This window comes from Plantibacter sp. MPB07 (assembly GCF_046619465.1).
In the GTDB taxonomy this organism is placed as follows: domain Bacteria; phylum Actinomycetota; class Actinomycetes; order Actinomycetales; family Microbacteriaceae; genus Plantibacter; species Plantibacter auratus.
In genome coordinates, this window is the sequence record NZ_CP177043.1 from 2372685 (window position 1) to 2396311 (window position 23627).

The window sequence follows — 23627 nt, forward strand, 5'->3', positions numbered from 1 at the left end:
CGGAGCCTCGGGGCGGACGGCGTCACAGGGCCCCGGCGACCTGGAGCGTCTGGAGGATCGCCGGAGCGATGTGCTCGGCGAACGCCGGGGTGAGGTGCACGCTGTCGTACTTCGTCGGCGTCGTCCCGGCGAACGCCGGGCAGACGCCATCCGCGCAGCTGAACGGGAGCGACGAGACGAAGCGTTCCCCGGCTGCTCCCGCCGCCGACTCGGTCGCCGCGGCGAAGTCGTTCCAGGCGGCGTCGACGCCGACGGCGCAGTCCTGCGGACTGGACACCCGCGAGTAGCAGGAACCGAGATCGGCGCCGAGCGGCGGCGGCGCGAGGAACACGACGCGGCCGGGGACCTGATACCCCGCAGTCTCGGCGAGCGCCGACGCGACAATCGACGTCGTGTCGAGCGAACGGCCGTCCGTGGTGCGACCCGCGGCGAACGCGTTCGAGACGATCACGAGGTCGGGCTGGTCCGCTGCGATGCGTTCGGCGATGTCGTGCTTGCGCGTCGGGCAGTCGTCCATGACCCCGGCGCCGCTGTTCTGGATGAGGTCCTGCGTGAAGCGGCACCCGTAGAGGCCGATGGTGGTGATCCGCACCGCCCCACCGCTCTGATCCGCGATCGCGCGGAACGCCGGCGCGTAGGCGAGCGCGGTCGAGTCGCCGACGAGGTAGACGTGCTTCGGCGCGGACGCATCGCCCCAGGTGCACGAACCGTCGTCGGGCGTCGAACCCAGGTCGAAACAGGCCCGGGCGGGGTTGGTGCTCGAGGTCGCGCGGATCGCGTCGTCGAGGCTCGGCGAGAGGTTGTCGGGCCACGCAGAGGCCTGGCTCGCGAGTTGCAGCTCGGCGGCGATGCCCTGGAGCGGGTCTCCGGCCGGTGCCGCGACGGCCGCCGGTCCCCCGGTGGTCACCGGCATGCGGAGCGCGGGGCCGATGGCGATCACCGCGAGCCCGGCGACGATCACGAGTCCGACCGCCGAGTAGAGGAACTGGGAGGCGAACCGCTCGCGCCAGGCGGCCCAGGCGGCGTCCCTGGCGTCGCGGTCGCCGTGGAAGGAACCCACGAGTGGCGTGCGGTGCAACGGCTGTTCGATGAGCAGGAAGGAGAGTACCGAGACCCCGAGGATGAGCCCGAGCATCCCCGGGACCGTGCTGAGGGCGGTGTCGGGGACGAGCATCGGTACGAACACGAGGATCGGGAGGTGCCAGAGGTAGAGCGAATAGGAGATCGCTCCGACGCCACGGCTCAGCGGGTTCGCGAGCGGGAACATCCAGCGCGGGTACGCCGGGCCGGCTCCGGTCCCGGCGGCGATGAGCAGCATCGCGGCGACGACGGGGGCGACCGCCCAGGGGCCGGGGAACCCGATCGACCCGGTGATGAGCAGCGCGGATGCGACGATGCCGACGAGCCCCGCCCATCCGGCGACCACCCGGAGCGCCAGCGGCAGCCGGCCGAGGAGCGGCGCGGACACGGCCAGGAGTGCGCCGGCCCCCAGCTCCCAGACCCGCGCGCCGGTCGCGAAGTAGGCGGCCTGCGGAGCCGCCCCGGACTGCCATACGGCGACGGCGAACGAGGCCGCGATGAGGACGACGAGGACGCCACCGACGACGATGCGCGAGCGCAGCACCGGTCTGGCTCCGCGGGCCGCGACGGCGAGCAGGACGACGAGCAGCACCGGCCACACGAGGTAGAACTGCTCCTCGATCGAGAGGGACCAGAAGTGCTGCAGCGGTGACGCGGCGTCCGTCACGTGGAAGTAGTCGGTGCCCGATGCCTCGAAACGCCAGTTCGAGACGAGCAGTGCGGCCGACACCGCGTCCCACCAGGTCGCGAGCGCCCGCGGGGCGTTGAACAGCCACGCCGCCAGCGCGACGGTCGCGGCCAGGACGACGAGCGACGCGGGCAGGATCCGCTTGATCCGCCGCCCGAAGAAGGCCGGCAGGGAGATGCGTCCGGAACGCTCGTGCTCGCGCAGGAGCAACCCGGTGATGAGGAAGCCGGAGATCACGAAGAACACGTCCACGCCCACGAAGCCGCCGGCCGGCCAGCCGGTCGCGTGGGCGAGGATCACCGCGGTCACGGCGAGCGCCCGCATCCCCTGGATGTCGGCGCGGAACGCCGTGGTCGGCCTCGTGGGCGCAGCGCCCGTGTCGGTCCCCGTTGTCACCTGTCGTCGTCCCCCGGCTGCGGTCGCTCGTCGACACGCATGGGAGAGCATGCCCTATGCGACAACCGCCTGCAAACCGGCCCTCGCGGTCACGCGGAGGACGGGCTCAACCCAATCGTGAGCGGAGTGCGACGAGGTCGGGTTTGCCGCTCGCGAGCAGCGGCAGCTCGGCCAGACGGACCAGTCGGGCGGGGCGCGCCGGGCGGCCGAGCGCCTCCGCGACGGCGTCTCGGGCGGTCTGCAGCAGCGCGTCGTCCGGGCGCTGGTCCAAGGGGGTCCCGACCCCCGTCACGATCACGGACGCCTGGCCGAACCGCTCGTCGGGGACGGCGACGACGACGGCCTCGGCCAGCCCCGGCACCGACCGGACGACCGCTTGCACCCGGTCGAGGGAGATGTTCACCCCGCCGCTGATGATCACGTTGTCGGCCCGCCCGGTCACCCGGACGACGCCGTCGGCGAGCTCGGCGGTGTCGCCGGTGCGGTACCACCGGCGGCCGCCGTCGTCCGGGAAGGCGGTCGCCGTGCGGTCCGGTTCGCCGAGGTAGCCCTCGGCAAGGACCGGTCCGGCGATGAGGAGCTCCCCGTTCACCAGCCGGGGTTCGACACCGGCGAACGGCACGCCGTCGTACAGACAGCCGCCGGAGGTCTCGCTCGAGCCGTAACTCCGCACGACGCGGATGCCGAGCGCCGCGGACCGCTCGAGCAGCGGAGCGGGGGTGGCCTGTCCCCCGACGAGCAGCCCGGCGAGTCCGGCGAGCGCGTCACGCACGGAGGTGCTCGTCTCGGCGGCGTCGACGAGCATGCGCAGTTGTGCCGGTACGAGGGCAGCGAATCCGGCATCGGCGTCGAGCCGCTCGACGAGTCCGCAGAACGCCCGGGCGTCGAACGACCCGGTCGGTGCCTCGAGCGGCCTGGTCCCGGCGACGATCGACCGGAGTAGCACGTTGACGCCGGCGATGTAGTGCGTCGGGAGCGCCAGGATCCACTGGGACGAACGGCGATGGGCCTCAGGGCCACCCAGAGCCACCGCGGAACCCGCCGCGCTGGCCAGGAGGGCCTCAGCCGAGAGGGCGACCCGCTTCGGCACCCCCGTCGAGCCGGACGTCTCGATCACGAGGGCCACCCGGTCGTCGACCACGGCCGGTGCCGCGGACGATCCGGGTTGCATCGGGAGGACCGCGGGTCCGGAGCCGTCGAGCGCCGTCTCCAGGGCTGCGAGCATCGCCGAGGCGGACGCGTCGACGGGGAGCAGCTGACGGGTCATGGATTCAGCGTACGCCGGGTGCGTCGGCGCTCCGCCGACTCCTCGCGGTCAGGCAGCTCAGAACTGCCAGGGGAACGGAGCCCAGTCCGGCTTGCGCTTCTCCAGGAAGGCGTCGCGCCCCTCCACCGCCTCGTCGGTGCCGTAGGCGAGGCGGGTGGCCTCGCCCGCGAAGACCTGCTGGCCGACGAGACCGTCGTCGACGGCGTTGAAGGCGAACTTCAGCATGCGGATGGCGGTCGGTGACTTGCCGAGGATGGTGCGGGCCCAGGCGACGCCCGTCTGCTCGAGCTCGGTGTGCGGGACGACCGCGTTGATCGCGCCCGCCTGCAGCGCGCGCTCCGCGTCGTACTCCTGGGCGAGGAAGAACACCTCACGGGCGAACTTCTGACCCACCTGCTTGGCGAAGTACGCGCTCCCGTACCCCGCGTCGAAGGAACCGACGTCGGCGTCGGTCTGCTTGAACCGCGCGTGTTCTCGACTCGCGATCGACAGGTCGCACACGACGCCGAGGGAGTGCCCACCGCCCGCGGACCACCCGGGAACGAGGTTGATGACGACCTTCGGCATGAAGCGGATGAGGCGCTGGACCTCGAGGATGTGCAGGCGACCGTTGCGCGCCGCGTCGATCCCGCTCGCCGTCTCGTCGTCCGCGGCGTCGTCGCTCGCGTACCGGTAGCCGTCGCGACCACGGATGCGCTGGTCGCCGCCCGAGCAGAACGCCCAGCCGCCGTCCTTCGCGCTCGGACCGTTGCCGGTGAGCAGCACCACTCCGACCGTCGGGCTCTGGCGAGCGTGGTCGAGCGCGCGGTACAGCTCGTCGACGGTGTGCGGGCGGAAGGCGTTGCGCACCTCGGGGCGGTCGAACGCGATGCGCACGAAGCCGCCCTCGCGCGCGACGTGGTACGTCAGATCGGTGAGGTCCTCGAACCCCGGTACGACGTCCCAGATCTCCGGGTCGAACAGTTCGGACACTCGATCGCTCATGCGTCCAGCCTAGGCACTACTTCGGCTTGTCGAGGTCCGCGTAGGGCTTGAGCGCCTCCAGGTAGTCGGCGCGGTCCGCCTCCTTCAGGAGCGCATACGAGTCGAGGTGCAGCTCGATGCCCTCCGCCGCCATGTCGTAGTAGTCGACGTCGAACTCGCGGTCCTTCGCGACCGTGCCGGCCGAGTCGAGCGTGAGGTCGACGATGCTCGTCCGGAAGTCGCCGGCCCCCGTGATGGCGTTGTAGGTGTGCAGGTCCCACAGTGCCTGGGTGTCGAGGGTCTCACCGCCGTACCGCTCGGTGAGCTCGCCCGGCTCACGCCAGGAGGACGGTGCGTTCTGCATGTCGAGGTTCGCGATCCCGTAGCGGAGCAGCACCTGCCGGATCAGCTCGACGACCCGCGACTTCTCCTCGAAGGTGCGCACGGTCGTCGTCGTCTGCCACACCGGTGCCGTGTACTCGAAGAGCATGGAGTCCCCGCCGTACCCGTTCTGATCGACCTCCGTCTCGGCGGGCTGTCGCTCCACCCAGTCGAAGCCGAACTCGGCGGTCAGGGCCGTCCGGATCTCCGCGAGCATCTCGTCGGACGTCCCGACGAAGTCCTCGTAGCTCGGCCCGTCGAGGGTCTCCTTCGCGTCGACGTAGGCGGACCCCGGGTAGGTGTCCCAGATCGGGTCGTGCTCCTCGTCGCCGCTGCCACCGGCGGAGGCACCATTCCCGGCCCGATCCGGGGAGAGACCGCCGACCGCCATCGCCGTGACGGGGTTGACGACGAGGATGAGCACCAGTGCCAGCACACCCCAGCGGCGCCGCACCTTCCGGCGGATGACGATGACACTCCCGATGAGCAGCACGATCTGCACGACGACGACGAGGACGAACGCCACGAGGATGGCCCAGGCCCCCTCGCCGGGCCGGTAGCTCACGGCCAGCAGGACGGTGAAGAGGGTGACGGCCACCACCGCGCCGAGCAGGGCGAGCGGCGAGAAGGAGGCGACGACACCCCGACTCCGCGCGCCGAGCTCGTCCCGCCCGGTCGGGGACGCACCGCCGGCAGGAGGGTGGGCCGCCGGACTCCGCTCGCCGCCGTCGGCCGGGATCGCCGCGGACTCGGGTCGCGAAGCGGCCGCGCGCGCCGCCGCCTTCCGTTGACGGCGCGACGACGGCTTCCGTGATGCGGGCTGCCGTGGCGTCCGTCGTCCTCGGGACCCCGGACGACGGAACCTTGCGGTCTCCGCCTCCAGTTCCTCGGGCGTGCGCTCCGGGGCGGCAGGCGCTGGCGCGCTCGAGGACACGGCTGCCGGCGGCGCTCCGGGGATCGGCGGGGCGTTCGGATCGCGCGGCTCGTCGGAGGATCCGCCGGGCGCTTCCTCGACCACCGGGAGCACCTCGGCCTCGGGGCTCGGCTCGAAGATCGGCTCGGGCACCGAGAAGGCGGCGGGTTCGTCCGCGGGCACGCTTCGCCGATCGCCTGGCGTCGGCTTGCGTCGGGAGAACAGCGGCACGGGATCGATTGTGTCATGGGCGTCCCGCAACGGCTTCCGACGTCCGGGTGCAGGATGGGGTCATGCAAGCGAACCTCGACGACGTCCTCGCCACCGCCCGCGTGGTCTCCATCCCCCTCCGCGTCCGGTTCCGGGGCATCGACACCCGCGAGGCCGTCCTCTTCCGCGGGCCCGCCGGGTGGACGGAGTTCTCCCCCTTCGTCGAGTACGACGACCAGGAGTCAGCCGCGTGGCTGCGGGCCGCCATCGACTTCGGCTGGTCGGACTTCCCACCCCTCCACCGGGATCGCATCCTCGTGAACGCGACGGTCCCGGCCGTGGACGCGGCGGACGTGCCGTCGATCCTCTCCCGCTTCCCGGGCTGCCGGACCGCGAAGGTGAAGGTCGCCGAGCGCGGGCAGGTGCTCGCCGACGATGTCGCGCGCGTCGCCGCCGTCCGGCGGGCCATCGGACCCGAGGGTCGACTCCGCGTGGACGCCAACACCAACTGGAACGTCGACGAGGCCGAACACGCCATCCGCGCTCTCGAACCCTTCGACCTCGAGTACGTCGAGCAACCCTGCGCGACCGTCGCGGAACTCGCCGAGATCCGTGAACGGGTCTCCTCCCTGGACGTCGCCATCGCGGCGGACGAGAGCGTCCGCAAAGCCGAGGACCCCCTCGCCGTGGCTCGCGCCGGCGCCGCCGACCTGCTCGTCGTGAAGGCGCAGCCGCTCGGCGGCGTGCACGCCGCGCTCCGCATCGCGGGCGAGGCCGGCCTGCCGATCGTCGTCTCGAGCGCGCTGGACACCTCCGTCGGCATCTCCATGGGTGCCCACCTCGCGGCGGCCCTGCCGGAACTCGACTACGACTGCGGGCTCGCCACCACCGCGCTCCTCGGCGGCGACGTGACGACCGCACCGCTCGATCCCGTGGACGGCGGCATCGCCGTTCGGCGCGTCGAGGTGGACGTCGATCTCCTCGAGCACTTCACGGCGTCACCGGAGCGGACCGCCTGGTGGCTCGACCGGCTCCGCCGCACGCACGCGTTGCTCGGCTGAGGGCCGGCGCAGGGGCTTACAGGCCGCTGTAGGCGTGCAGACCCTTGAAGAACACGTTGACCACGACGAAGTTGAACATCACGGCGCTGAAGCCGATGATGGCGAGCGTGGCCGCGCGCGATCCGCGCCAGCCGCGCGTCGCCCTGGCATGGATGTACCCGGCGAAGATCACCCAGATGATGAAGGTCCACACCTCTTTGGTGTCCCAGCCCCAGTACCGACCCCAGGCGCGCTCAGCCCAGATGGCACCGGCCATGAGCGTGAACGTCCAGAAGATGAAGCCGATGATGTTGACGCGGTAGGCGAGGTTCTCGAGGCGCTCCGCGTTCGGGAGAGTAAGCAGGAAGCGGAGACGCCCGGAGCTCTGGGTGGGCTGCACGAGCCCGAGCCGGCGCTCGCGACGCCCCTGCAGGAGCTGCACGACGCTCAACGCGAAGCCGATGGCGAAGAACGCCGTGCCGAGGCTCGCGACGAACACGTGGATGACGAGCCACGCCGACTGCAGCGCCGGCGGCAGCGGGACGACCTCGACGTAGAAGTTCGCGGTCGCGAGGCCGAGGAGCACGGTCACGAGGCCGATCACGAAGCTGCCGAGGAACCGGAGGTCCACGCGCGCGATGACCACGAGGAACACCGCGACGATGAGCAGCGTGCCCGTCATCGCGAACTCGTACATGTTCGCCCACGGGACACGACCGGCGGCGATACCGCGCGTCACGTCCGCGACGAGGTGGAGGAGGAAGGCGATGACGGTGAGCGAGACCCCGACCCGGAGGCTCGGCGACTTGCGCGACGCCTGCTGCTCGGGCTCGTCCGAGGGACGGCGGGTCTTGCGCGGGACACCGTCGCTCGTGACGATCGGTGCGGCGGTCCGCGCCGCGGCGGAGGCGAGTGCACCGACGCGTTCCTCGGCGGCTGCCGACCGTTCCAGCTCAGCCCGCTCGGCCGCGTCGATCGCCGCGGTGACCTCGGCGCTGCGGCGCGCGAGGTCGAACGTGAAGGCGATGAACGCCAGCGCGTAGACGGCGACGGCCGACCAGAGGCAGAGGTTCGAGATTTCGACGAGGGTCACGGGGTGATTCTACCTTCGGGTTCGGACGGGACAGGCGTTGGACTGTGCGCTTCGGCGATCGCCGCGACGGCCGCTTCGAGGCCGGGGTCCTCGCCGCGGGCGAGCCCGGCGTATTCGAGGGAGACGGTGCCGTCGCTCCCGGTCACGGCCTTCACCCAGACGCGGCGTCTGGCGACGAAGAGTGAGGTGATGAGACCGGACAGGGCGAGGATGGCGAACGCGAGCACCCACAGCTGGGTCGGGTCGTGGTGGACGTCGAACGAGGCGAACCGCTTGACGGAGCCGGCGTAGTTCTCGGTCGACGGGTTGGCGGCGACGTTGTCGAAGGACACCGTGCCGAGTCCGTTCGGCAGGTCGGTGATCTGGCCGGGCGTGAGTTCGATCGACTCGACGCCGGTGTCGCCCCCCGTGAGCTGCTTCATGTCGTCGACGTCGAGCGCGTAGACCGACTTCGGAGCACCGGCGTTGATCCCGAGGTCGCCGGAGTAGACGTTGAGCGTCAGCACCGGGTAGGCGAGGTCGGGGTAGGACGAGAAGAACGGCGGCTTGGACGCGGCCTGCGTCGGGTAGAAGAACCCGATCATGCCGAGCTGCTCCGCCAGGCCGTCCGGGACCTTGACGATGCCGAGCGAGGTGAGCTGGGCGTCCTGCGGCAGGAACGGGATGGAGTCGCTGAACACGACCTTGCCCTCGGGATCGCGGACGGTGATCGTCGGCGCGTAACCGTTGCCGAGCAGGTAGACGTCGGTGCCCTCGAACCGGAGCGGATCGTTGACCTTGATCGTCGCGTCCTGCGGCTTCCCGCCGGGCGAGGTCGTCGTGACCTTCGCGCGGTAGTCGATCGCCTGCCCGTACGCGTCGAGGTTCTCGGTCTCGTAGGTGACGCCGAACTCGTCGAGCGTCAACTTGTAGGGGGCCAGCTCCGACTCGTTGAAGAAGCGGCCGGGGTTGAACGAGTCGTAGTCGAGCAGGGTGTTGACGAAGGTCTGACCCTCGACGAGCACGCGCTGACCGGAGAAGCCGAAACCGCCGCCGAAACCGACCGTCACGAGGATGCCGACGAGTGCCGAGTGGAAGACGAGGTTGCCGGTCTCGCGGAGGAAGCCGCGCTCGGCGGAAACCGATGCGGACCCCTCGGCGTCGTAGCGTTCGACTCGGTAGCCCTGGCGCTTCAACTGCTTCGTCGCGTCGTCGATGAGCTCGGTGGCGGTCGCGCCGCTGTCGTCGCTGCGACGCTCGAACGCGGAGAGCCGCGACAGGCGCGCGGGCGTCCGCGGCGGGCGGGAGCGCAGGGCGAGCCAGTGGTGCTTCGTCCGCGGGATCACGCAGCCGATGAGCGAGATGAACAGCAGCAGGTAGATCGCGGAGAACCAGGCCGAGCTGTAGACGTCGAACGCCTGCACCTTGTCGAGGATGGGCGCGAGGTCCGGGTTGTCGGTGAAGTACTGGGTGACGCCGTTCGGGTCGCTCGACCGTTGCGGGACGAGCGAACCGGGCACCGCGGCGATGGCGAGGAGCAGCAGCAGGAAGAGCGCCGTGCGCATGCTCGTGAGCTGACGCCAGAAGAAGCGGAGCCAACCGACGAACCCGAGCTTCGGCTGGTTGATGCCGTCGGCCGGAGCCGGTGCGGCGGAATCGATGTGATCAGAGGGGCGTGACAAGGCCGCTCATCACCCCCTGCAACGAGTACATCCAAGCGGACCAGAGACCAGACACCATCAACACACCGATCACGATGAGGAGCACGCCGCCGATGATGTTGATCGTGCGGATGTGCCGTTTGAGGAACGCCAACGACCCCGTGACCCAACCGAGTCCGAGCGCGACGAGCAGGAAGGGGATGCCGAGACCGAGGCAGTAGAACAGCCCGAGGAGGGCCCCGCGCCAGGCGGAGCCACCCGAGAGGGAGAGCGCGCTGATCGCGGTGAGCGTCGGGCCGAGGCAGGGCGTCCAGCCGATGGCGAAGACGAAGCCGAGCAGTGGCGCGCCGGCGAGGCCGGTGGCGGGTGCCCAGCTGGTACGCACCGTGCGCTGCAGCCGCGAGAACTGTCCGACGAAAATGAGCCCCATGAGGATGACGACGGCGCCGAGGACGCGGGTGATGACGCCCTCCCACTCGACGAACCAGGCGCCGATCGTTCCGACGAACGCCGCGATCGCCACGAACACGACGGTGAAGCCGAGGATGAAGAGGCTGACGCCGAGCAGCACGCGCCGGCGACCCGCACCGGAGCGCCCCTCCTCGACCGTCGTCATGCCGCCGACGTATCCGAGGTAGCCGGGGACGAGTGGCAGGACGCACGGCGAGAGGAAGGACAGCAGACCGGCCGCGATGGCGATCGGGATCGCCACGAGGAGCTGGCCGCCGTAGACGAGCTCGCCGGGGCTCACTCTGGGGCGCTCTCGGCGATCGTGTCGCGGATGAGGGTGTCGAGGATGGTGCGGTCCTGCAGCTGCCCGAGGATGCGTGCGGCGACCCGACCTTGGGCGTCGAGGACGATGGTGGTCGGCACCGCGTTCGGCGGGACACTGCCCGTGAAGGCGAGCTTCGCCTCCCCGCTGTCGACGTCGAGGATGGAGGGGTAGGTGATGCCGAAGGTGCCGTTGAACGCCTTCGCGGTGTCGGCGGTGTCGCGGACGTTGACGCCGATGAAGGTGGCGCCCTTGTCGGTGTAGGCCTCGTTGAGCGCCTGCAGGTCCTTCGCCTCCGCGCGGCAGGGGGCGCAGGCGGCGTACCAGAAGTTCACGACGAGGACCTGGCCCGCGTGGTCGGCGGAGGAGATCTGCTCGCCGTCCTCGCCGACGCCTGAGAAGCTGATCGACTCACCGCGGTCGTCCAGCGCGACCTCGGTCACGCTGCCGTCGCCCGCGACGTACCCCTTGCTGCTGCCCTCGCGGTACTGCTCGGCGAGCGGGTCGCTCCCGCACGCCGTGAGCAGGAGTGCCCCGACGGCCAACACGGCGGCGACGGCGGACGTCCTCGATCGGCGGGCCATCAGACGGCCCCGACATCGGTCGCGCCGGACGACAGACGGGCGGCCGGATCGACGTAGCCGACCTCGACGAAGCCCTGCTCGGTCCGCTCGAGGGTGGTGATGCTGGACAGGGCGCACCGTCGCTTCCGCGGGTCGTGACGATACGGCGCCCCGACGACGGAGCTGTGCAGCATCCAGATCGGCAGCTGGTGGCTGACGATGACGACGTCGCCCGACGGCGTCGCCCGCCAGGCGTCCTCGACGGCCGCGGTCATGCGGTTGACGATCGACGCGTACGGCTCGCCCCAGCTCGGGCGGGACGGGTTGCGGAGCTTGGGCCAGTTGAGCGGGTTCTTCAGGGCGCGGCTCATGCGCTTGCCCTCGAACTCGTTGAACGGTTCGATCACGCGCGGCTCGGCGACGACGGCGAGCCCGAACGCTGCGGCGACCGGCGCGGCGGACTCCTGGGTGCGCTGCAGCGGAGACGCGTAGAGCGCGCCCACCGTGCGATCACGGCTCACGAGGTCGTCCGCGGCGGCCTGCGCCATGCGCTCGCCGAGCTCCGACAGTCGGAATGCGGGGAGTCGACCGTAGAGCACACGAGAAGGATTGTGCACCTCGCCGTGACGCACGAGATGGATCTGGTCGGCTACCACCCTTCAAGTGTACGTTTCCCCAAGCTGCGGATTCACCGTGACCTCCGTCCAGGTCCGAGCCACGAGCGACGGCTAAGCTGTCGGGGTGAGTGAACGCGTCGTTGTGAAGAACCTGGCCGCCCTGTCCGACGGTCCCGTCACCGTCTCCGGATGGGTCGAGACCGTCCGCGACCAGAAGAAGGTGCAGTTCGTCGTCCTCCGCGACGAGAGCGGCGCCGTCCAGCTGGTGAACCCGGCTGTCCGCGAGGTCGACCCGGAGGTCGAGGGCTCCGCCGAGCGCCTCGCCACCACCGAGGCCATCTCCGCCCTCGCGCACGGCTCCTTCATCACCGTCACCGGCGAGCTCAAGCACGACGAGCGCGTCAAGCTCGGCGGCATCGAGGTCAAGATCGCCACGCTCGAGGTCGTCACCGCCGCCAACCCCGAGACGCCGATCGCCGCGGACTCCTCGCTCGACAAGCGGCTCGACTGGCGTTTCCTCGACCTGCGCCAGCCGAAGCAGGCCCTGATCTTCCGCATCCAGACGACGTTCGAGCACGCACTGCGTCAGTACTGGATCGACAACGACTTCATCGAGATCCACACCCCGAAGCTCATGGCGAGCGCGAGCGAGTCGCGCGCCGAGCTCTTCGAGGTCGACTACTTCGAGGGCAAGGCGTACCTCGCGCAATCCCCGCAGTTCTTCAAGCAGATGGCGCAGTCCGCCGGCTTCGGCAAGGTGTTCGAGGTCGGACCCGCATTCCGCGCCGACCCGTCGTTCACCAGCCGACACGCGACCGAGTTCACGAGCGTCGACGCCGAGATCAGCTGGATCGAGTCCCACGAGGACGTCATGCAGCTGCACGAGGAGCTCCTCGTCGCCGGCTTCACGGCGGTCAAGGACAAGCACGGCGAGCAGATCTCCGAGCTCTTCGGCATCGAGCTCGAGGTCCCGTCGCGTCCGTTCCCGCGCATCCCGCTGGCCGAGGCCAAGCGCATCGTCGCCGAGCGCGGCTACGAGATCCCCCGCGCCGACGACGACATGGACCCCGAGGGCGAGCGTCAGATCGCTGCCTACGTCAAGGAGACCTTCGGTCACGACTTCGTCTTCCTGACCGACTACGCGTCGAGCATCCGGCCGTTCTACCACATGCGCAACGCCGAGGACGGCTCGCTCACCAACAGCTACGACCTCATCTACAACGGCGTCGAGATCTCCACGGGCGCGCAGCGCGAGCACCGGGTCGACGTCCTCGTCGAGCAGGCCAAGGAGAAGGGCCTGGAGCCCGAGGAACTCGAGTTCTACCTCGACTTCTTCCGCTACGGCGTCCCGGCGCACGGCGGCTTCGGCATGGGCCTCGCCCGCGTGCTCATGCTCATGCTGCACGAGACCTCCATCCGCGAGGTCACCTACCTGTTCCGCGGCCCGACCCGCCTCGCTCCGTAACCCCGCAAGAAGGACGCCATGCAGATCGTCATCCTGTACGGGACCGAATCCGGCAACGCCGAACGCCTCGCCGGCGACATCGGCAAGGCCATCGGCTCGCAGCACCAGTGGCGCGTCGCCGACCTCGGCGACGTCGACCCCGCGGAGCTGTCGACCGACGAGATCCACATCTTCATCACGTCGACGTACGGCGACGGCCTCCTCGGTGAGACCGGCCAGATCTTCTACGAGGCGCTCGAGGAGTCCGACGTCGAGCTCGACGGGCTCCGGTACGCCATCTTCGGGCTGGGCGACAGCAGCTACGAGGACACGTACAACCAGGGCAGCTCGCTGCTCGACGCCATCCTCACCGAGCACGGCGCGACCCGCTTCGGCGAGTTCGGTCTGCACGACGACGGCGGGTTCGAGCGCAAGAAGGACGTCGCGCTCGCCTGGCTACCCGGCGTGCTCGCCGCAGCAGAACAGCTCTGACCTCCGCCCTGGTGCGTGCCAGGACGCGACGGTAGCGGGACTCGCACCGACCGTGCGGCGTCCTCGCACGCGAGCGAGGGGTGAGCCAGATGAACGCGACCGCCGGATCCGTGGTCCTGCGCCTTCGTGCGGCGGGGTGCGTCTTCGCCGAGGACGAGGCGGCGCTGCTCCTCGCCGAGTCCGATGATCCGGATCGACTCGAACGGATGGTCGCGGCACGGGTCGCCGGCCGGCCGCTCGAACACGTCCTCGGCTGGGTCGCGTTCCGAGGACGCCGGGTCGTCGTCGAGGACGGGGTCTTCGTGCCGCGGCGACGGACCGAGCTCCTGGTCGACGCCGCCCTCCCGCGCCTCCGGAACGGTTCGGTGGTCGTCGAGCTCTGCTGCGGTGCCGCGGCTGTCGGGAGTGCCCTCCTCACCGAGGCACCCGGCCCCATCGACGTCTGGGCGTCGGACATCGACCTCGCCGCGGTGGAGTGCGCACGGCGCAATCTCGAGCCACTCGGTGGGCATGCCCTGCCCGGAGACCTGTTCGACGGACTGCCCCGGTCGCTCGCGGGTCGCGTCGACCTCCTGCTCGCGAACGCCCCCTACGTCCCGACGGCGTCGATGGCGACGATGCCCCCGGAGGCTCGGGAGCACGAGGCCGTGATCGCGCTCGACGGCGGTGCCGACGGGCTCGACGTCCAGCGTCGGATCATCGCGCAGGCCCCGGACTGGCTCGCGCCGACCGGTTCCCTCCTGATCGAGACGAGCGAACGTCAGGCCCCCGAGACCGCCGCGCTCATGCGGGCGGCGGGCCTCACGGCGTCGATCGTCCGCGACGACGAGCTCGACGGCACCGTCGCCGTGGGCGTCACGCCCTGAGTCCTGGGGGCGCCGGGCTCAGTCGAGCTCGAAATCGACCGCGGAGCGCTCGACGACGAGCTGACGGACGATCTGCACCACGCGGACGTGCTCCGGGTGGACCTGGTACCGCTCCAGGGCTTCGAGGCTCGGGTAGTCGCCGACCAGCACGACGTCCCAGTTGCTCTCGGGGTAGGCGATGTTGCGTCCGACCTGGAGGTGCTCGATGTCGTCCGGCATGAACCCGGCGAGTGCCTCGAGTTCGGACTGCATGGTGGCGAACGCCGCGTCGCGCTCTGCGTCGTCCGTTGCCGCCAGCTTCCAACTGACGATGTGGCGGATGGTCACTGGGCCCCCAAGGGTCGATGTGGATGGATGGACGTGCGGATCAGTCGGCGAGCAACGCGGACCGCAGGCGGTCGGGGTCGATGCGCCAGTAGTTGTGGACCCTGCCGTCGATGAGGACGACGGGGATCTCCTCCCAGTGGCGGTCGTGGAGCGCGGGATCATCGAGGATCGAGAGCTCCTCGCGTTCGATCGTCGGGCCGTCGGACGGGAGGCCTGCGACCACCTCGTCGATCACGGCGCGGGCGTCGTCGCAGAGGTGACAGCCGGGCTTGCCGATGAGCGTGACGTGCAGAGTGGACACCTCCTCAACTGTACGGGGTGCCCGAGGTCGGAGCACCTCCACAGAGCCGACACGTGTGGTGTTTCACCGAGACATCTGACACGATGACGGAATGATGATGCCGTTGAACCCAGGGCTGAGAACCATGCGTGTCGAATTCACCGGGCTCAGACACTCTGGCATGCGCCGGTCGAGGTCCGTTGTCATTGTGTGATGCCTACACATTCGGAAGCCGCGACGATCCTCGGCGAGCGGCTGCGTGCCGCCCGCAACGAGCGACAGCTGACCCTCGAGGACCTGGGCGTGCTGGCCGGGATGCACTGGACGAACATCGGCAAGATCGAGCGAGGGCAGGTGCACCCGAGCGTGGAGACGCTCGTCAGGCTGAGTACCGCGCTCGACCTCGACCCGGCCCCGTTCATCACGGGCCTCAACGCCGACATGTACCCGGGGCGGGCGCACAAGCTGACGGCACGCGATCTGCTGGCCGCTCGCCGCGACCAGGAACGCTGACCCGTCCGCCGGAGACCACTCCACTCCACCCGCCGGCGTCCATCAGAAGGTGACCCGCCAGAGGTACTGGTGGCCACCGGGACGGAACCAGGACACCTGTACGCTGGTCGCGCGGGCCAGCTCGGTGCCCAACACCTCGAATTCCAGGGCGCTCCCCGGCGTCAGGCGACACGGTTCCAGTGGAGCGAGGAGTCCAGGTCCGATCAGGCGCAGCACGACCCAGTGGACGGCTTCGTCACTGACGTTCCGGAGTCGATAGCGAGGTGCGTCGTCTCGTTCGACGACGAACGGCACCCGGTACGCGAGCTCGCGTCGGTTGCGGTGGACGGTTGGCGGGAGATCGCGGGTCATGCGAAGAACCTACGAAGGACCGCCGACGATCTCGGGGCGACGGACCGCGTGCCGCGACGCGCTGTGGATCAGTCCCGTCCGGCCTCGCCTGTGGAGGAACCTCGACGCCGCTCGACCCGCGGAGACCACACGCTCTGACCGACCAACGAGACGATCACCTCGACAACGCCAGAAAGCGCCGTACCCCAATGGGCAGGCGCTTCCGGTGGACGAAGAGTCGTCAGGCGCTCCGAACGGAGCAGCCGGCTACTTCTTGTTGCGGCGCTGGTGACGGGTCTTGCGAAGCAGCTTGCGGTGCTTCTTCTTCGCCATACGCTTGCGGCGCTTCTTGATAACAGAACCCACGGATTTACCTCACAGAATTGGGGGGCTTGGCCGCAGGGATCGCGACCGAAGAGAACAAGTCTTGTTGCCAGTCTAGCCGATTGCAGCGCGCGTCGTTCACACGCCGTACGCCTGCAGGCTGCTAGGAGCGGGAAACGCCTCAGCCGACGTCGGCGACCGGGCGCTGCCGGACGGCGTCGACGGCGGTCTCCGGCACTCGGAACGACTTCCCGAACCGGATGGCCGGGAGCTCCCCCGAATGCACCAGGCGATACACGGTCATCTTGGACACCCGCATCATCTCGGCGACTTCGGCCACGGTGAGGAAGCGGACGTCGGCAGTGTCCTGCGTCATCGAACCCCTCCTGCGCCTCTGAAAACCCGCTTGAACGGCGCTCCGAGGACCGGAACGCCGCATGGCAACTCTAGAGGGCCGACGCCCGCCCTGTACATCCCCTGTGTGAACGGTATGGGGCCGGGCTACGGGCGGAGCTTCTTCGTGACCGACTGCACCGCGTGGGTCACGTCCGCAGCGACCTTGCCGACCGATCCGGCGACCGCCTTGGCCTGGTCCGGGAGTGACAGCGCCGCGAAATCGACACCGTCGTCCTGGTAGTCGACGCTGAGGAACGGGATCAGCCAGTCCTCCACGTCCTCGAGCGGCGCCGAGTCCAGGCTGTAGTAGCGGTGCTGGCCCTCTTCGCGCACCTCGACGAGCTCTGCTTCGCGCAGGACCTTGAGGTGCTTGGACACCGTCGGCTGGCTGAGGCCGAGCTGCGCGACGATCTCGGAGACGCTCGTCCCGGTGCCACCGTGCCGTTCGAGCAGCAGCGCGAGGATGTCCCGCCTGGTGGTGTCAGCGATCACGTCGAAAATGTCGGCCATGCTCCAACGATAGTGATGGAGCGCACGGAGTACCATTGCCTCCGGCGCAGTCCTGAGGTGTTGAGGGGTCAGATGAGCGGCAATGCCATGGGGCGTCGTCCCTCGATCACCGTCCGTCACGGACTCGCGAGAGTCAGGGAGGCCGTCAGCGACTTCGCCGCGAAGTCGACCTCGCGGTTCGCCATCCTCGTGTTCAGCTTCCTGATCTTTGTCTTCACGATGCTGTTCTCGCTCCCCATCGCGAGCGCCGACCGCCAGGTGACCCCGATCGCCGACGCCCTCTTCACCGCCGTCTCCGTCATCTGCGTCACCGGGCTCTCGACCGTCGACATGGCCACGCACTGGTCGCTCTTCGGTCACGTGCTCGTCTTCATCGGCGTCCAGATCGGCGCGCTCGGCGTCCTGACCCTGGCCTCGATCCTCGGGTTCGTGATCGCCCGACGACTCGGGCTCCGCCAGAAGCTCATGGCGGCGAGCGACACGAACCCCCTGCGGTCGCACCACGGCCCCGTCGCCGAGGGTCAGGCGGTCCGCCTCGGGGAGATCGGCAACCTGCTCGTCACCGTCGCCGTCAGCGCCCTCGTGATCGAGGCGGCCCTGGCCGTCCTGCTCTTCCCGCGCATGCTGCTCGACGGCATCAACCCCTGGGACGCCGCCTGGAACAGCGTCTACTACGCGGCCATGGCCTTCACCAACACCGGCTTCACGCCGAACGCCGAGGGGCTCGCGGCCTTCGAGAACGACTACTGGTTCCTCAGCATCCTCATGCTCGGGGTCTTCCTCGGCAGCATCGGCTTCCCGGTCATCTACGCACTGAGCCGCAACTTCCGTCGGCCGAGCCGCTGGTCGCTGCACGTCAAGCTCACGCTCGTCACGACGATCATCCTGTTCTTCGCCGGGGCGCTCGCCTTCATCCTCCTCGAGTTCAACAACCCCGAGACCTGGAACAAGTGGAACCTCTGGGACACGATCTTCCAGGGGTTCTTCCTGTCGGCCATGACGCGGTCGGGCGGCTTCTCCACCGTGGACATCGGCGACCTCAACGGTTCGACCCTGCTCGTCGCCGACATGCTCATGTTCATCGGCGGTGGTTCTGCCTCGACCGCCGGCGGGATCAAGGTCACGACGCTCGCCGTCCTGTTCCTGGCGGCGTTCGCCGAGGCCCGCGGACGCGAGGGCGTGGAGGTCTTCCGCCGCCGGATCCCGCAGGACGTGCTCCGCGTCGCGGTGAGCGTCGTCCTCTGGGGTGCGACGATCGTCGCCCTGTCGACGATCGTCATCCTGCAGATGACGAAGGCTCCGCTCGACCACGTGCTGTTCGACGTCATCTCCGCCTTCGCGACCGTGGGGCTGAGCACCGGCCTCGTCGCGGACCTGCCCGACGCCGGGGTGTACGTCCTCGCCGTCACCATGTTCCTGGGCCGCGTTGGTACAGTGACACTCGCTGCAGCCGTGGCCGCGAGTCAGAGCGGCCAGCTGTTCAAACGACCCGAAGAGAGGCCCATCGTTGGTTGACCGCATCAAGCACGACGCCCCGGTCCTCGTCATCGGACTCGGTCGGTTCGGTGCGGCCTGCGCCGGCGAACTCGACCGACTCGACCGCGAGGTGCTCGCGATCGACGACAACTCCGACCTCGTGCAGAAGTGGTCCGACCGGGTCACGCACACCGTGCAGGCCGACGCGAAGAACATCGAGGCACTCCGGCAGATCGGCGCGCAGGACTTCTCGGTCGCGGTCGTCGCGGTCGGCTCCTCGATCGAGGCGAGCGTGCTCATCACCGCCAACCTCGTCGACCTCAAGATCCCGCAGATCTGGGCCAAGGCCGTCTCGCAGTCGCATGGCAAGATCCTCGCCCGGGTGGGGGCGAGCCACGTCATCTACCCCGAGCGCGAGGCCGGCGAACGCGTCGCCCACCTCGTGTCGGGCCGCATGCTCGACTTCATCCAGTTCGACGACGACTTCGCGCTCGTCAAGATGTACCCGCCGAAGCCCATCCGCGGGCTGAACCTGACGGAGTCGGGCGTCCGGACGAAGTACCGGATCACCGTCGTCGGGGTGAAGTCGCCGGGCAAGCCGTTCACCTACGCGACCGCGGACACCGTGGTGTCGAACCACGACCTCATCATCGTGTCGGGCACGTCGGCCGACATCGAACGCTTCGCCTCCCTCGAGGGCTGACGCCCGCTCAGCTGAGGCTGCGCGCGTAGCAGCGCGATCGGGGCTCGTCGACATACGACCCGAACGCCTCGATCGGGTGGTATCCCTCGCGCTCGTAGAATCGCATCGCGTCCGGTTGCTCCGTGCCGGTCTCGAGGAGGAGCTCTGCGAGACCGAGCGACCGCGCTTCGTCCTCCAGTGCCCGCAGGAGCGCGGTGGCGACGCCGGTCCCCCGGGCCTGCTGTACGACGAACATGCGTTTGATCTCAGCCCGGTCCGCGCCGAGCATCCGCAGGCCGCCGCAGCCGAGCGGGGTGTCGTCGACGTCGCTGGCGAGCAGGAAGAGCGTGATGTCGGCTGCGGTCGGCGGTGTCCCGGGTTCGTGATCGTCGCTTCCGTACCGCGCATCGAGTTCGCGGCGTTGGGCGGCCCGCAGCGCGGTTCCCGCCTCGTCGTCCCAGGCCACCCGGCTGATCCTGATCGTCATGCGTGTCCTCAAGTCATTCCGTAACAAACATTACGGTAACATCGGTTCCGAGGTGATCACGACATGGCAAGAACCAAGGACCCAGCGGCCCAGGCGCGGATCTCGCACGCGGTCTGGGAGGTCCTGGGCGAGCACGGCCCGCACGGGTTGACCCTCCGCGCGGTCGCGGAGCGGGCCGGTTGCACGACGGGCCTCGTCCTCCATCGCTTCCCCGACAAGCGCGCGCTCCTGCTGCACGCTCGCGACCTGCTCCACGAACGGACGGCGGCGCGGACCGAGGCGCTCGAAGCCGCAGCCGAGACCCCGCGTGACGCTCTGCGCGCCGTCCTCCGGCAGGCCCTGTCCCTCACCGACGAGACGCGCCAGGAGGCCCGGGTCTGGCTCGGCTACCTCGCGACGGCGCTCGACGACGAGGTGCTGGCCGAACGGCACCGTGCGGGTCATGGCGTGTTCGTCGCGCGCACCCGCCGCCTCGTGGCCGAGATCCGCCCCGAGCTCACCGAGGCCGAGGTCGCCGCGACGGCCACCGTCGTCGTCGGATTCATCGAGGGCGTCAGCACCCTGAGCACGGCCGACGACGACCACTACGACGCCGCGGCCCAGCTCGCCGCGCTGGACCGACTGCTGCTCGTCCTCGGGCTCGACGAGACGAGCCACGCGTGATCGTCGTGGAACGGTGGGCGGATGCTCCGGCTCATCGTCGCGAGCGATTCGCCGAGCTCCTCGAGGAGTACCACCGCCGGACCGAGCATGAGAAACTCCTCGGCCGAGCGCCGGGTTTGGACGAGCCCACTCCGACGATCGCCCTCCCCGACCGCTACCGGGCCGAGATCACCGACCCGAGTACCGCCTTCGCCTCCGACGCGATCCTCCTGGCCGTCGAGGACGACCGGGTGCTCGGCTGCGTCGTCCTGACGGACGGCCCGTCGCCGGAGCTCAAGCGGCTCTGGGTCGCCCCCGACGCTCGTCGCCGAGGAGTGGCCGCAACCCTGCTCGAGGCCGCCACGACCGTCTCGCGGCTGCGGGGCGATGACGCCGTGCGTCTCTCCGTGTGGCACTGGCGCTCCGCCGCGATCGCGCTCTACCGGCGGTCCGGCTTCGTGGCGGTCGCTTCCTGGGACGACAGACCCGGCCTCGACTGCTTCGTGCGGTCCTTCGACTGATCCGGCCGCCGTCGGGTCAGGACGCCGACAGCTCCTCGGCGCGTGCGATGGCGGCTGCCGCGGCGCGGTCGAACGTCTCGCTGAAGCCCGCCTCGGCGAGCACGGCGAGCGCCTGCTCCGTCGTCCCCTTCGGGCTTGTGACGTTGATCCGCAGCTGCTCGGCGCTCTCCCCCGTCGTCGCGAGGAGTTCCGTCGCGCCGCGGAAGGTTCCGTCGACCATCACGGACGCTTGCTCGGGGGTGAACCCGAGGCCGATCGCCGTGCGGGTCAGTTCCTCGATGAGGTAGTAGACGTACGCCGGACCGGAACCGGAGATGGCGCTGAGGGCGTCGATCTTCGATTCGGGGATGACGACCACTTCGCCGACGGTCTCGAAGAGCGCGGTGACGACGGCGAGGTCGTCCGCGCTCGACCGGGTACCCGGCGCGAGCCCGGTGACGCCGAGCCCGACGTAGGACGGGGTGTTCGGCATGGAGCGGAGGACCGACACCGACTCCGGCAGGGCGGCCTCGAAGGCCGCACCGCGGATGCCGGCCGCAAGGCTCACGACGATCGTGCCCGGCTGCAACGCGTCGGCGATCTCGGCGAGGAGGTCGGCGACCAGGTAGGGCTTCACGCCGATCAGGACGATTTTCGCCGCGGCTGCCGCCCGACGGTTGCCGTCGGCGTCCTGCTCGAGGGCGATCGAGGTGACGCCTGGCAGCTCGGCGAGAGCCTCCGCCTTGGCGATGGTCCGGTTCGTCACCGTGATGCCACCGTCGACCTCGACACCCGGCTGGACGAGACCGCGGAGGACGGCCCCTCCCATCGAACCGGCTCCGAGGATGGCGATGCTGGGCAGGCTGATCGTTTCACTCACCCTGCGAGTCTAGGCACCTGCATGCTCGGCGGCACCTGCCCGGCCGGGTCAGTCGGCGAGGCAGGCGCCCGACGGGACCGCGGACTGCAGCGACCCGGCGAGCGCGACGACGGGCAGGACCTCGTCCATCGCGAGCGCGTACCCGACCGGCGCGGAGTTCGCGTCGCGGGCGAAGATCACGCCGGCCACCTCACCGGACTCGGTGAGGAGCGGGCCACCGGAGTTGCCCGGCTGCACCGTCCCCGACAGCGTCACGACCTGACGGCTCGTCGGGTTGTTCCCACTGATGTCGGCGACGAGGCTCGGCCCCACCACGATGACCTGCGCGCCACCGGCCGTGTACGGGCCACCGAACGGATACCCGGCGACGACGGCGTTCGAACCGGGCGCCGGGTTCGGTGCGAGCGGCAGCGATCGGGCGCCGAGGTCGTCGACGCGGATGACGGCGAGGTCGTCGACCGGGTCGAAGTAGACGATCCGTCCTTCCCTGGGCATGGCCCCTGGGACCTCGACGACCGGGTTCGTCACGCCGGCGAGGACGTGCGCGTTCGTCATGACCAGGTCGTCCGCGAAGACGAAGCCGCTTCCGGTGAGGCTCCGCGAGCAGGACTCGGCCGTGCCGCTGATGCGGACCACGGACGCGGAGGCCGTCTGCAGCGCCGGCGTCGAGGTGTCGAGCTGCGGGGCGGCGGGGACGTCCGCGGTTCCGCCGAACGCCTCGATGACGCGCTGGGCCCCGCCGTCGACCACCGTGGAGCGGAGCTGCGCGAGCGTGCTCTTCACCTGCACGGGCGTGACGCGGTCGATCGTGCCGATCACCGCGGACGATCCGACCGCCTGGGCGAGCAGCGGGATGCCGAGGGAGCCGACGCCCAGTGCCGCGGTCACGAGGACGAGCGCGGTGACGACGAGGTTGAGGGCGGCGCCGAGCAGGCGTTCCAGACCGCGCAGGGGGGTCTTGCGGACGACGGAGCCGATGGCCCCGCCGATGAACGCACCGATCGTGTAGCCGAAGGCGAGGACGACCACCGCCGCCGCGACGGCCGCCCAGCCGCGCCAGGCCGCATCCGGCACCCACGAGGCGACGAGCGGGATCGCGAAGAACGCGCCGACCCCACCGGCCGCCAGCCCGACGAGCCCGCCGAGGCTCCCGAGGAGCCCCGCACGCCACCCGCGGATCAGGAAGCCGATCAGGACGACGACGAGGATGATGTCGAGGATCACGCCGGGTTGCATCCTGCGATCCTGCCATCACCCGCCGACAACGGGCTCCGGAAGTGCTGGGAGCAGCCACATCCGGTCAGCGATCCGGTCGAGGCGCGGGGATGTCCGGGGCCGTGTGCGCCCTCAGGGGGCTCCGACGCCGCCCGCGCCCCGGAAGAAGTCGGTGAGGAGCGCCGAGCAGCGCTCGGCCTCTACTCCCGCGTAGACCTCGACACGGTGCTGCAGGCGCCGGTCGCGCAGGACGTCGTAGACGGAACCGACCGCACCGGCCTTCTCGTCCCAGGCCCCGAAGACGACCCGCGGGATCCGGGCGGCGAGGATCGCGCCGGCGCACATGACGCAGGGTTCGAGCGTGACGACGAGCGTCAGCTCCGTGAGGTGCCAGTCGGCCAGCGCGGCCGCTGCGGCGCGGATGGCGACCACCTCGGCGTGGGCGGTCGGATCGGTGTGCAGCTCGCGCTCGTTGCGTCCGACGGAGACCACCGTGCCGTCCGGGGCGACGAGCACCGCGCCCACCGGGACGTCGTCACTGGCCAGTGCCGCCTCGGCCTCGCCGATGGCTATCTCCATCCACACGGCGAACTCGGCCGGTGCGTGCATCCGTCATCTCCCCGAAATCCTGGTCGCCGCG

The 23627-nt window shown here is 70.0% G+C and carries 28 protein-coding genes; 9 read left to right on the plus strand and 19 right to left on the minus strand.

Annotated features, from left to right (window positions below; translation table 11 throughout):
- Positions 1 to 22: 22 nt before the first annotated feature.
- The 4 genes from ACLIME_RS10870 to ACLIME_RS10885 all read right to left on the minus strand — a co-directional run bounded on the left by ACLIME_RS10870 (position 23) and on the right by ACLIME_RS10885 (position 5919).
- The gene (locus tag ACLIME_RS10870) at positions 23 to 2164 is read right to left on the minus strand and encodes an acyltransferase family protein (protein ID WP_411556912.1); all 2142 of its coding nucleotides are present in this window, start codon (positions 2162 to 2164) and stop codon (positions 23 to 25) included.
- A 106-nt stretch (positions 2165 to 2270) separates the two neighbouring features.
- Complete coding sequence (locus ACLIME_RS10875; RefSeq protein WP_411556913.1) at positions 2271 to 3431, minus strand: AMP-binding protein; 1161 nt, start codon at positions 3429 to 3431, stop codon at positions 2271 to 2273.
- Between the two features lie 57 nt (positions 3432 to 3488).
- On the minus strand, positions 3489 to 4415 hold the full coding sequence (locus tag ACLIME_RS10880) for a 1,4-dihydroxy-2-naphthoyl-CoA synthase (protein ID WP_411556914.1): 927 nt from the start codon (positions 4413 to 4415) through the stop codon (positions 3489 to 3491).
- A gap of 16 nt (positions 4416 to 4431) precedes the next feature.
- On the minus strand, positions 4432 to 5919 hold the full coding sequence (locus tag ACLIME_RS10885) for a hypothetical protein (protein ID WP_411556915.1): 1488 nt from the start codon (positions 5917 to 5919) through the stop codon (positions 4432 to 4434).
- A 62-nt stretch (positions 5920 to 5981) separates the two neighbouring features.
- Between ACLIME_RS10885 and ACLIME_RS10890 the strand changes: the two genes are divergently transcribed.
- Positions 5982 to 6959 (plus strand): o-succinylbenzoate synthase, encoded by a 978-nt coding sequence (locus ACLIME_RS10890; RefSeq protein WP_411556916.1) that lies wholly within the window; start codon positions 5982 to 5984, stop codon positions 6957 to 6959.
- A 16-nt stretch (positions 6960 to 6975) separates the two neighbouring features.
- Here ACLIME_RS10890 and ccsB read toward each other — a convergent pair whose 3' ends face one another.
- The 5 genes from ccsB to ACLIME_RS10915 are packed head-to-tail and all read right to left on the minus strand — an operon-like array spanning position 6976 to position 11662.
- Complete coding sequence (ccsB, locus tag ACLIME_RS10895) at positions 6976 to 8031, minus strand: c-type cytochrome biogenesis protein CcsB (protein ID WP_079706648.1); 1056 nt, start codon at positions 8029 to 8031, stop codon at positions 6976 to 6978.
- Entirely contained in the window at positions 8028 to 9692 is a 1665-nt protein-coding gene (locus tag ACLIME_RS10900; protein ID WP_079003290.1) for a cytochrome c biogenesis protein ResB, read from the minus strand. The genes ccsB and ACLIME_RS10900 overlap by 4 nt, the downstream gene beginning before the upstream one ends.
- On the minus strand, positions 9676 to 10422 hold the full coding sequence (locus tag ACLIME_RS10905) for a cytochrome c biogenesis CcdA family protein (RefSeq protein WP_411556917.1): 747 nt from the start codon (positions 10420 to 10422) through the stop codon (positions 9676 to 9678). The genes ACLIME_RS10900 and ACLIME_RS10905 overlap by 17 nt, the downstream gene beginning before the upstream one ends.
- On the minus strand, positions 10419 to 11027 hold the full coding sequence (locus ACLIME_RS10910) for a TlpA family protein disulfide reductase (protein ID WP_411556918.1): 609 nt from the start codon (positions 11025 to 11027) through the stop codon (positions 10419 to 10421). The genes ACLIME_RS10905 and ACLIME_RS10910 overlap by 4 nt, the downstream gene beginning before the upstream one ends.
- Positions 11027 to 11662, minus strand: a complete 636-nt coding sequence (locus ACLIME_RS10915; RefSeq protein ID WP_192005946.1) for a histidine phosphatase family protein — start codon at positions 11660 to 11662, stop codon at positions 11027 to 11029. The genes ACLIME_RS10910 and ACLIME_RS10915 overlap by 1 nt, the downstream gene beginning before the upstream one ends.
- An 85-nt stretch (positions 11663 to 11747) precedes the next feature.
- Between ACLIME_RS10915 and aspS the strand changes: the two genes are divergently transcribed.
- The 3 genes from aspS to ACLIME_RS10930 all read left to right on the plus strand — a co-directional run bounded on the left by aspS (position 11748) and on the right by ACLIME_RS10930 (position 14425).
- On the plus strand, positions 11748 to 13088 hold the full coding sequence (gene aspS / locus ACLIME_RS10920; protein WP_411556919.1) for an aspartate--tRNA(Asn) ligase: 1341 nt from the start codon (positions 11748 to 11750) through the stop codon (positions 13086 to 13088).
- A gap of 18 nt (positions 13089 to 13106) precedes the next feature.
- Positions 13107 to 13559 (plus strand): flavodoxin domain-containing protein, encoded by a 453-nt coding sequence (locus ACLIME_RS10925; protein ID WP_124767400.1) that lies wholly within the window; start codon positions 13107 to 13109, stop codon positions 13557 to 13559.
- 89 nt (positions 13560 to 13648) lie between these two features.
- Positions 13649 to 14425, plus strand: a complete 777-nt coding sequence (locus tag ACLIME_RS10930; RefSeq protein WP_194645099.1) for a putative protein N(5)-glutamine methyltransferase — start codon at positions 13649 to 13651, stop codon at positions 14423 to 14425.
- Between the two features lie 18 nt (positions 14426 to 14443).
- Here the strand turns inward: ACLIME_RS10930 and ACLIME_RS10935 are convergent, their stop codons facing one another.
- Positions 14444 to 14752 (minus strand): Dabb family protein, encoded by a 309-nt coding sequence (locus ACLIME_RS10935; RefSeq protein ID WP_411556920.1) that lies wholly within the window; start codon positions 14750 to 14752, stop codon positions 14444 to 14446.
- 40 nt (positions 14753 to 14792) lie between these two features.
- A complete protein-coding gene (locus tag ACLIME_RS10940) occupies positions 14793 to 15053 on the minus strand; it encodes a glutaredoxin family protein (RefSeq protein ID WP_064294609.1) in 261 nt (86 codons plus the stop codon).
- Positions 15054 to 15245: 192 nt separating this feature from the next.
- Here ACLIME_RS10940 and ACLIME_RS10945 point away from each other — a divergent pair, with 192 nt between their 5' ends.
- Positions 15246 to 15545: a helix-turn-helix domain-containing protein gene (locus ACLIME_RS10945; RefSeq protein WP_064294610.1), complete on the plus strand. Its 300-nt coding sequence runs from the start codon at positions 15246 to 15248 to the stop codon at positions 15543 to 15545.
- A 42-nt stretch (positions 15546 to 15587) separates the two neighbouring features.
- Here the strand turns inward: ACLIME_RS10945 and ACLIME_RS10950 are convergent, their stop codons facing one another.
- The 4 genes from ACLIME_RS10950 to ACLIME_RS10965 all read right to left on the minus strand — a co-directional run bounded on the left by ACLIME_RS10950 (position 15588) and on the right by ACLIME_RS10965 (position 17105).
- Complete coding sequence (locus ACLIME_RS10950) at positions 15588 to 15896, minus strand: hypothetical protein (RefSeq protein ID WP_411556921.1); 309 nt, start codon at positions 15894 to 15896, stop codon at positions 15588 to 15590.
- A gap of 246 nt (positions 15897 to 16142) precedes the next feature.
- Positions 16143 to 16241: a 30S ribosomal protein bS22 gene (locus tag ACLIME_RS10955; protein WP_003792170.1), complete on the minus strand. Its 99-nt coding sequence runs from the start codon at positions 16239 to 16241 to the stop codon at positions 16143 to 16145.
- A 139-nt stretch (positions 16242 to 16380) separates the two neighbouring features.
- Entirely contained in the window at positions 16381 to 16575 is a 195-nt protein-coding gene (locus tag ACLIME_RS10960; RefSeq protein WP_079706638.1) for a helix-turn-helix domain-containing protein, read from the minus strand.
- A gap of 125 nt (positions 16576 to 16700) precedes the next feature.
- Positions 16701 to 17105 (minus strand): ArsR/SmtB family transcription factor, encoded by a 405-nt coding sequence (locus ACLIME_RS10965; RefSeq protein ID WP_064294613.1) that lies wholly within the window; start codon positions 17103 to 17105, stop codon positions 16701 to 16703.
- 72 nt (positions 17106 to 17177) lie between these two features.
- On the opposite strand from ACLIME_RS10965, the gene ACLIME_RS10970 reads away from it, so the two are divergent.
- A complete protein-coding gene (locus tag ACLIME_RS10970; protein ID WP_079706637.1) occupies positions 17178 to 18620 on the plus strand; it encodes a TrkH family potassium uptake protein in 1443 nt (480 codons plus the stop codon).
- The gene (locus ACLIME_RS10975) at positions 18613 to 19284 is read left to right on the plus strand and encodes a potassium channel family protein (RefSeq protein WP_056013885.1); all 672 of its coding nucleotides are present in this window, start codon (positions 18613 to 18615) and stop codon (positions 19282 to 19284) included. The genes ACLIME_RS10970 and ACLIME_RS10975 overlap by 8 nt, the downstream gene beginning before the upstream one ends.
- A 7-nt stretch (positions 19285 to 19291) precedes the next feature.
- Here ACLIME_RS10975 and ACLIME_RS10980 read toward each other — a convergent pair whose 3' ends face one another.
- Positions 19292 to 19750 carry a GNAT family N-acetyltransferase gene (locus tag ACLIME_RS10980; RefSeq protein ID WP_411556922.1) on the minus strand — a complete coding sequence of 153 codons (459 nt, stop codon included), beginning with the start codon at positions 19748 to 19750 and terminating at the stop codon, positions 19292 to 19294.
- A gap of 63 nt (positions 19751 to 19813) precedes the next feature.
- Between ACLIME_RS10980 and ACLIME_RS10985 the strand changes: the two genes are divergently transcribed.
- Complete coding sequence (locus ACLIME_RS10985; RefSeq protein WP_192005953.1) at positions 19814 to 20413, plus strand: TetR/AcrR family transcriptional regulator; 600 nt, start codon at positions 19814 to 19816, stop codon at positions 20411 to 20413.
- Entirely contained in the window at positions 20410 to 20913 is a 504-nt protein-coding gene (locus tag ACLIME_RS10990) for a GNAT family N-acetyltransferase (protein ID WP_411556923.1), read from the plus strand. Before ACLIME_RS10985 ends, ACLIME_RS10990 begins: the two co-directional genes overlap by 4 nt.
- A gap of 16 nt (positions 20914 to 20929) precedes the next feature.
- Here ACLIME_RS10990 and proC read toward each other — a convergent pair whose 3' ends face one another.
- From proC to tadA, 3 genes are all read right to left on the minus strand, one after another.
- Entirely contained in the window at positions 20930 to 21721 is a 792-nt protein-coding gene (proC, locus tag ACLIME_RS10995; protein ID WP_411558791.1) for a pyrroline-5-carboxylate reductase, read from the minus strand.
- Between the two features lie 99 nt (positions 21722 to 21820).
- On the minus strand, positions 21821 to 23008 hold the full coding sequence (locus ACLIME_RS11000; RefSeq protein WP_411556924.1) for a MarP family serine protease: 1188 nt from the start codon (positions 23006 to 23008) through the stop codon (positions 21821 to 21823).
- Between the two features lie 111 nt (positions 23009 to 23119).
- Entirely contained in the window at positions 23120 to 23596 is a 477-nt protein-coding gene (gene tadA / locus ACLIME_RS11005; protein ID WP_411556925.1) for a tRNA adenosine(34) deaminase TadA, read from the minus strand.
- Positions 23597 to 23627 lie beyond the last annotated feature (31 nt).

Coding starts and splice junctions, on each gene's coding strand:
- ACLIME_RS10875 (WP_411556913.1), bottom strand. CDS start 3,431: ATGACCCGTCAGCTGCTCCCCGTCGACGCGTCCGCCTCGGCGATGCTC.
- ACLIME_RS10985 (WP_192005953.1), top strand. CDS start 19,814: ATGGCAAGAACCAAGGACCCAGCGGCCCAGGCGCGGATCTCGCACGCG.
- ACLIME_RS10950 (WP_411556921.1), bottom strand. CDS start 15,896: ATGACCCGCGATCTCCCGCCAACCGTCCACCGCAACCGACGCGAGCTC.
- ACLIME_RS10960 (WP_079706638.1), bottom strand. CDS start 16,575: ATGACGCAGGACACTGCCGACGTCCGCTTCCTCACCGTGGCCGAAGTC.
- tadA (WP_411556925.1), bottom strand. CDS start 23,596: ATGCACGCACCGGCCGAGTTCGCCGTGTGGATGGAGATAGCCATCGGC.
- ACLIME_RS10965 (WP_064294613.1), bottom strand. CDS start 17,105: ATGGCCGACATTTTCGACGTGATCGCTGACACCACCAGGCGGGACATC.
- proC (WP_411558791.1), bottom strand. CDS start 21,721: ATGGGAGGGGCCGTCCTCCGCGGTCTCGTCCAGCCGGGTGTCGAGGTC.
- ACLIME_RS10890 (WP_411556916.1), top strand. CDS start 5,982: ATGCAAGCGAACCTCGACGACGTCCTCGCCACCGCCCGCGTGGTCTCC.
- ACLIME_RS10910 (WP_411556918.1), bottom strand. CDS start 11,027: ATGGCCCGCCGATCGAGGACGTCCGCCGTCGCCGCCGTGTTGGCCGTC.
- ACLIME_RS10925 (WP_124767400.1), top strand. CDS start 13,107: ATGCAGATCGTCATCCTGTACGGGACCGAATCCGGCAACGCCGAACGC.
- ACLIME_RS10880 (WP_411556914.1), bottom strand. CDS start 4,415: ATGAGCGATCGAGTGTCCGAACTGTTCGACCCGGAGATCTGGGACGTC.
- ACLIME_RS11000 (WP_411556924.1), bottom strand. CDS start 23,008: ATGCAACCCGGCGTGATCCTCGACATCATCCTCGTCGTCGTCCTGATC.
- ACLIME_RS10930 (WP_194645099.1), top strand. CDS start 13,649: ATGAACGCGACCGCCGGATCCGTGGTCCTGCGCCTTCGTGCGGCGGGG.
- ACLIME_RS10970 (WP_079706637.1), top strand. CDS start 17,178: ATGAGCGGCAATGCCATGGGGCGTCGTCCCTCGATCACCGTCCGTCAC.
- ACLIME_RS10945 (WP_064294610.1), top strand. CDS start 15,246: ATGCCTACACATTCGGAAGCCGCGACGATCCTCGGCGAGCGGCTGCGT.
- ACLIME_RS10980 (WP_411556922.1), bottom strand. CDS start 19,750: ATGACGATCAGGATCAGCCGGGTGGCCTGGGACGACGAGGCGGGAACC.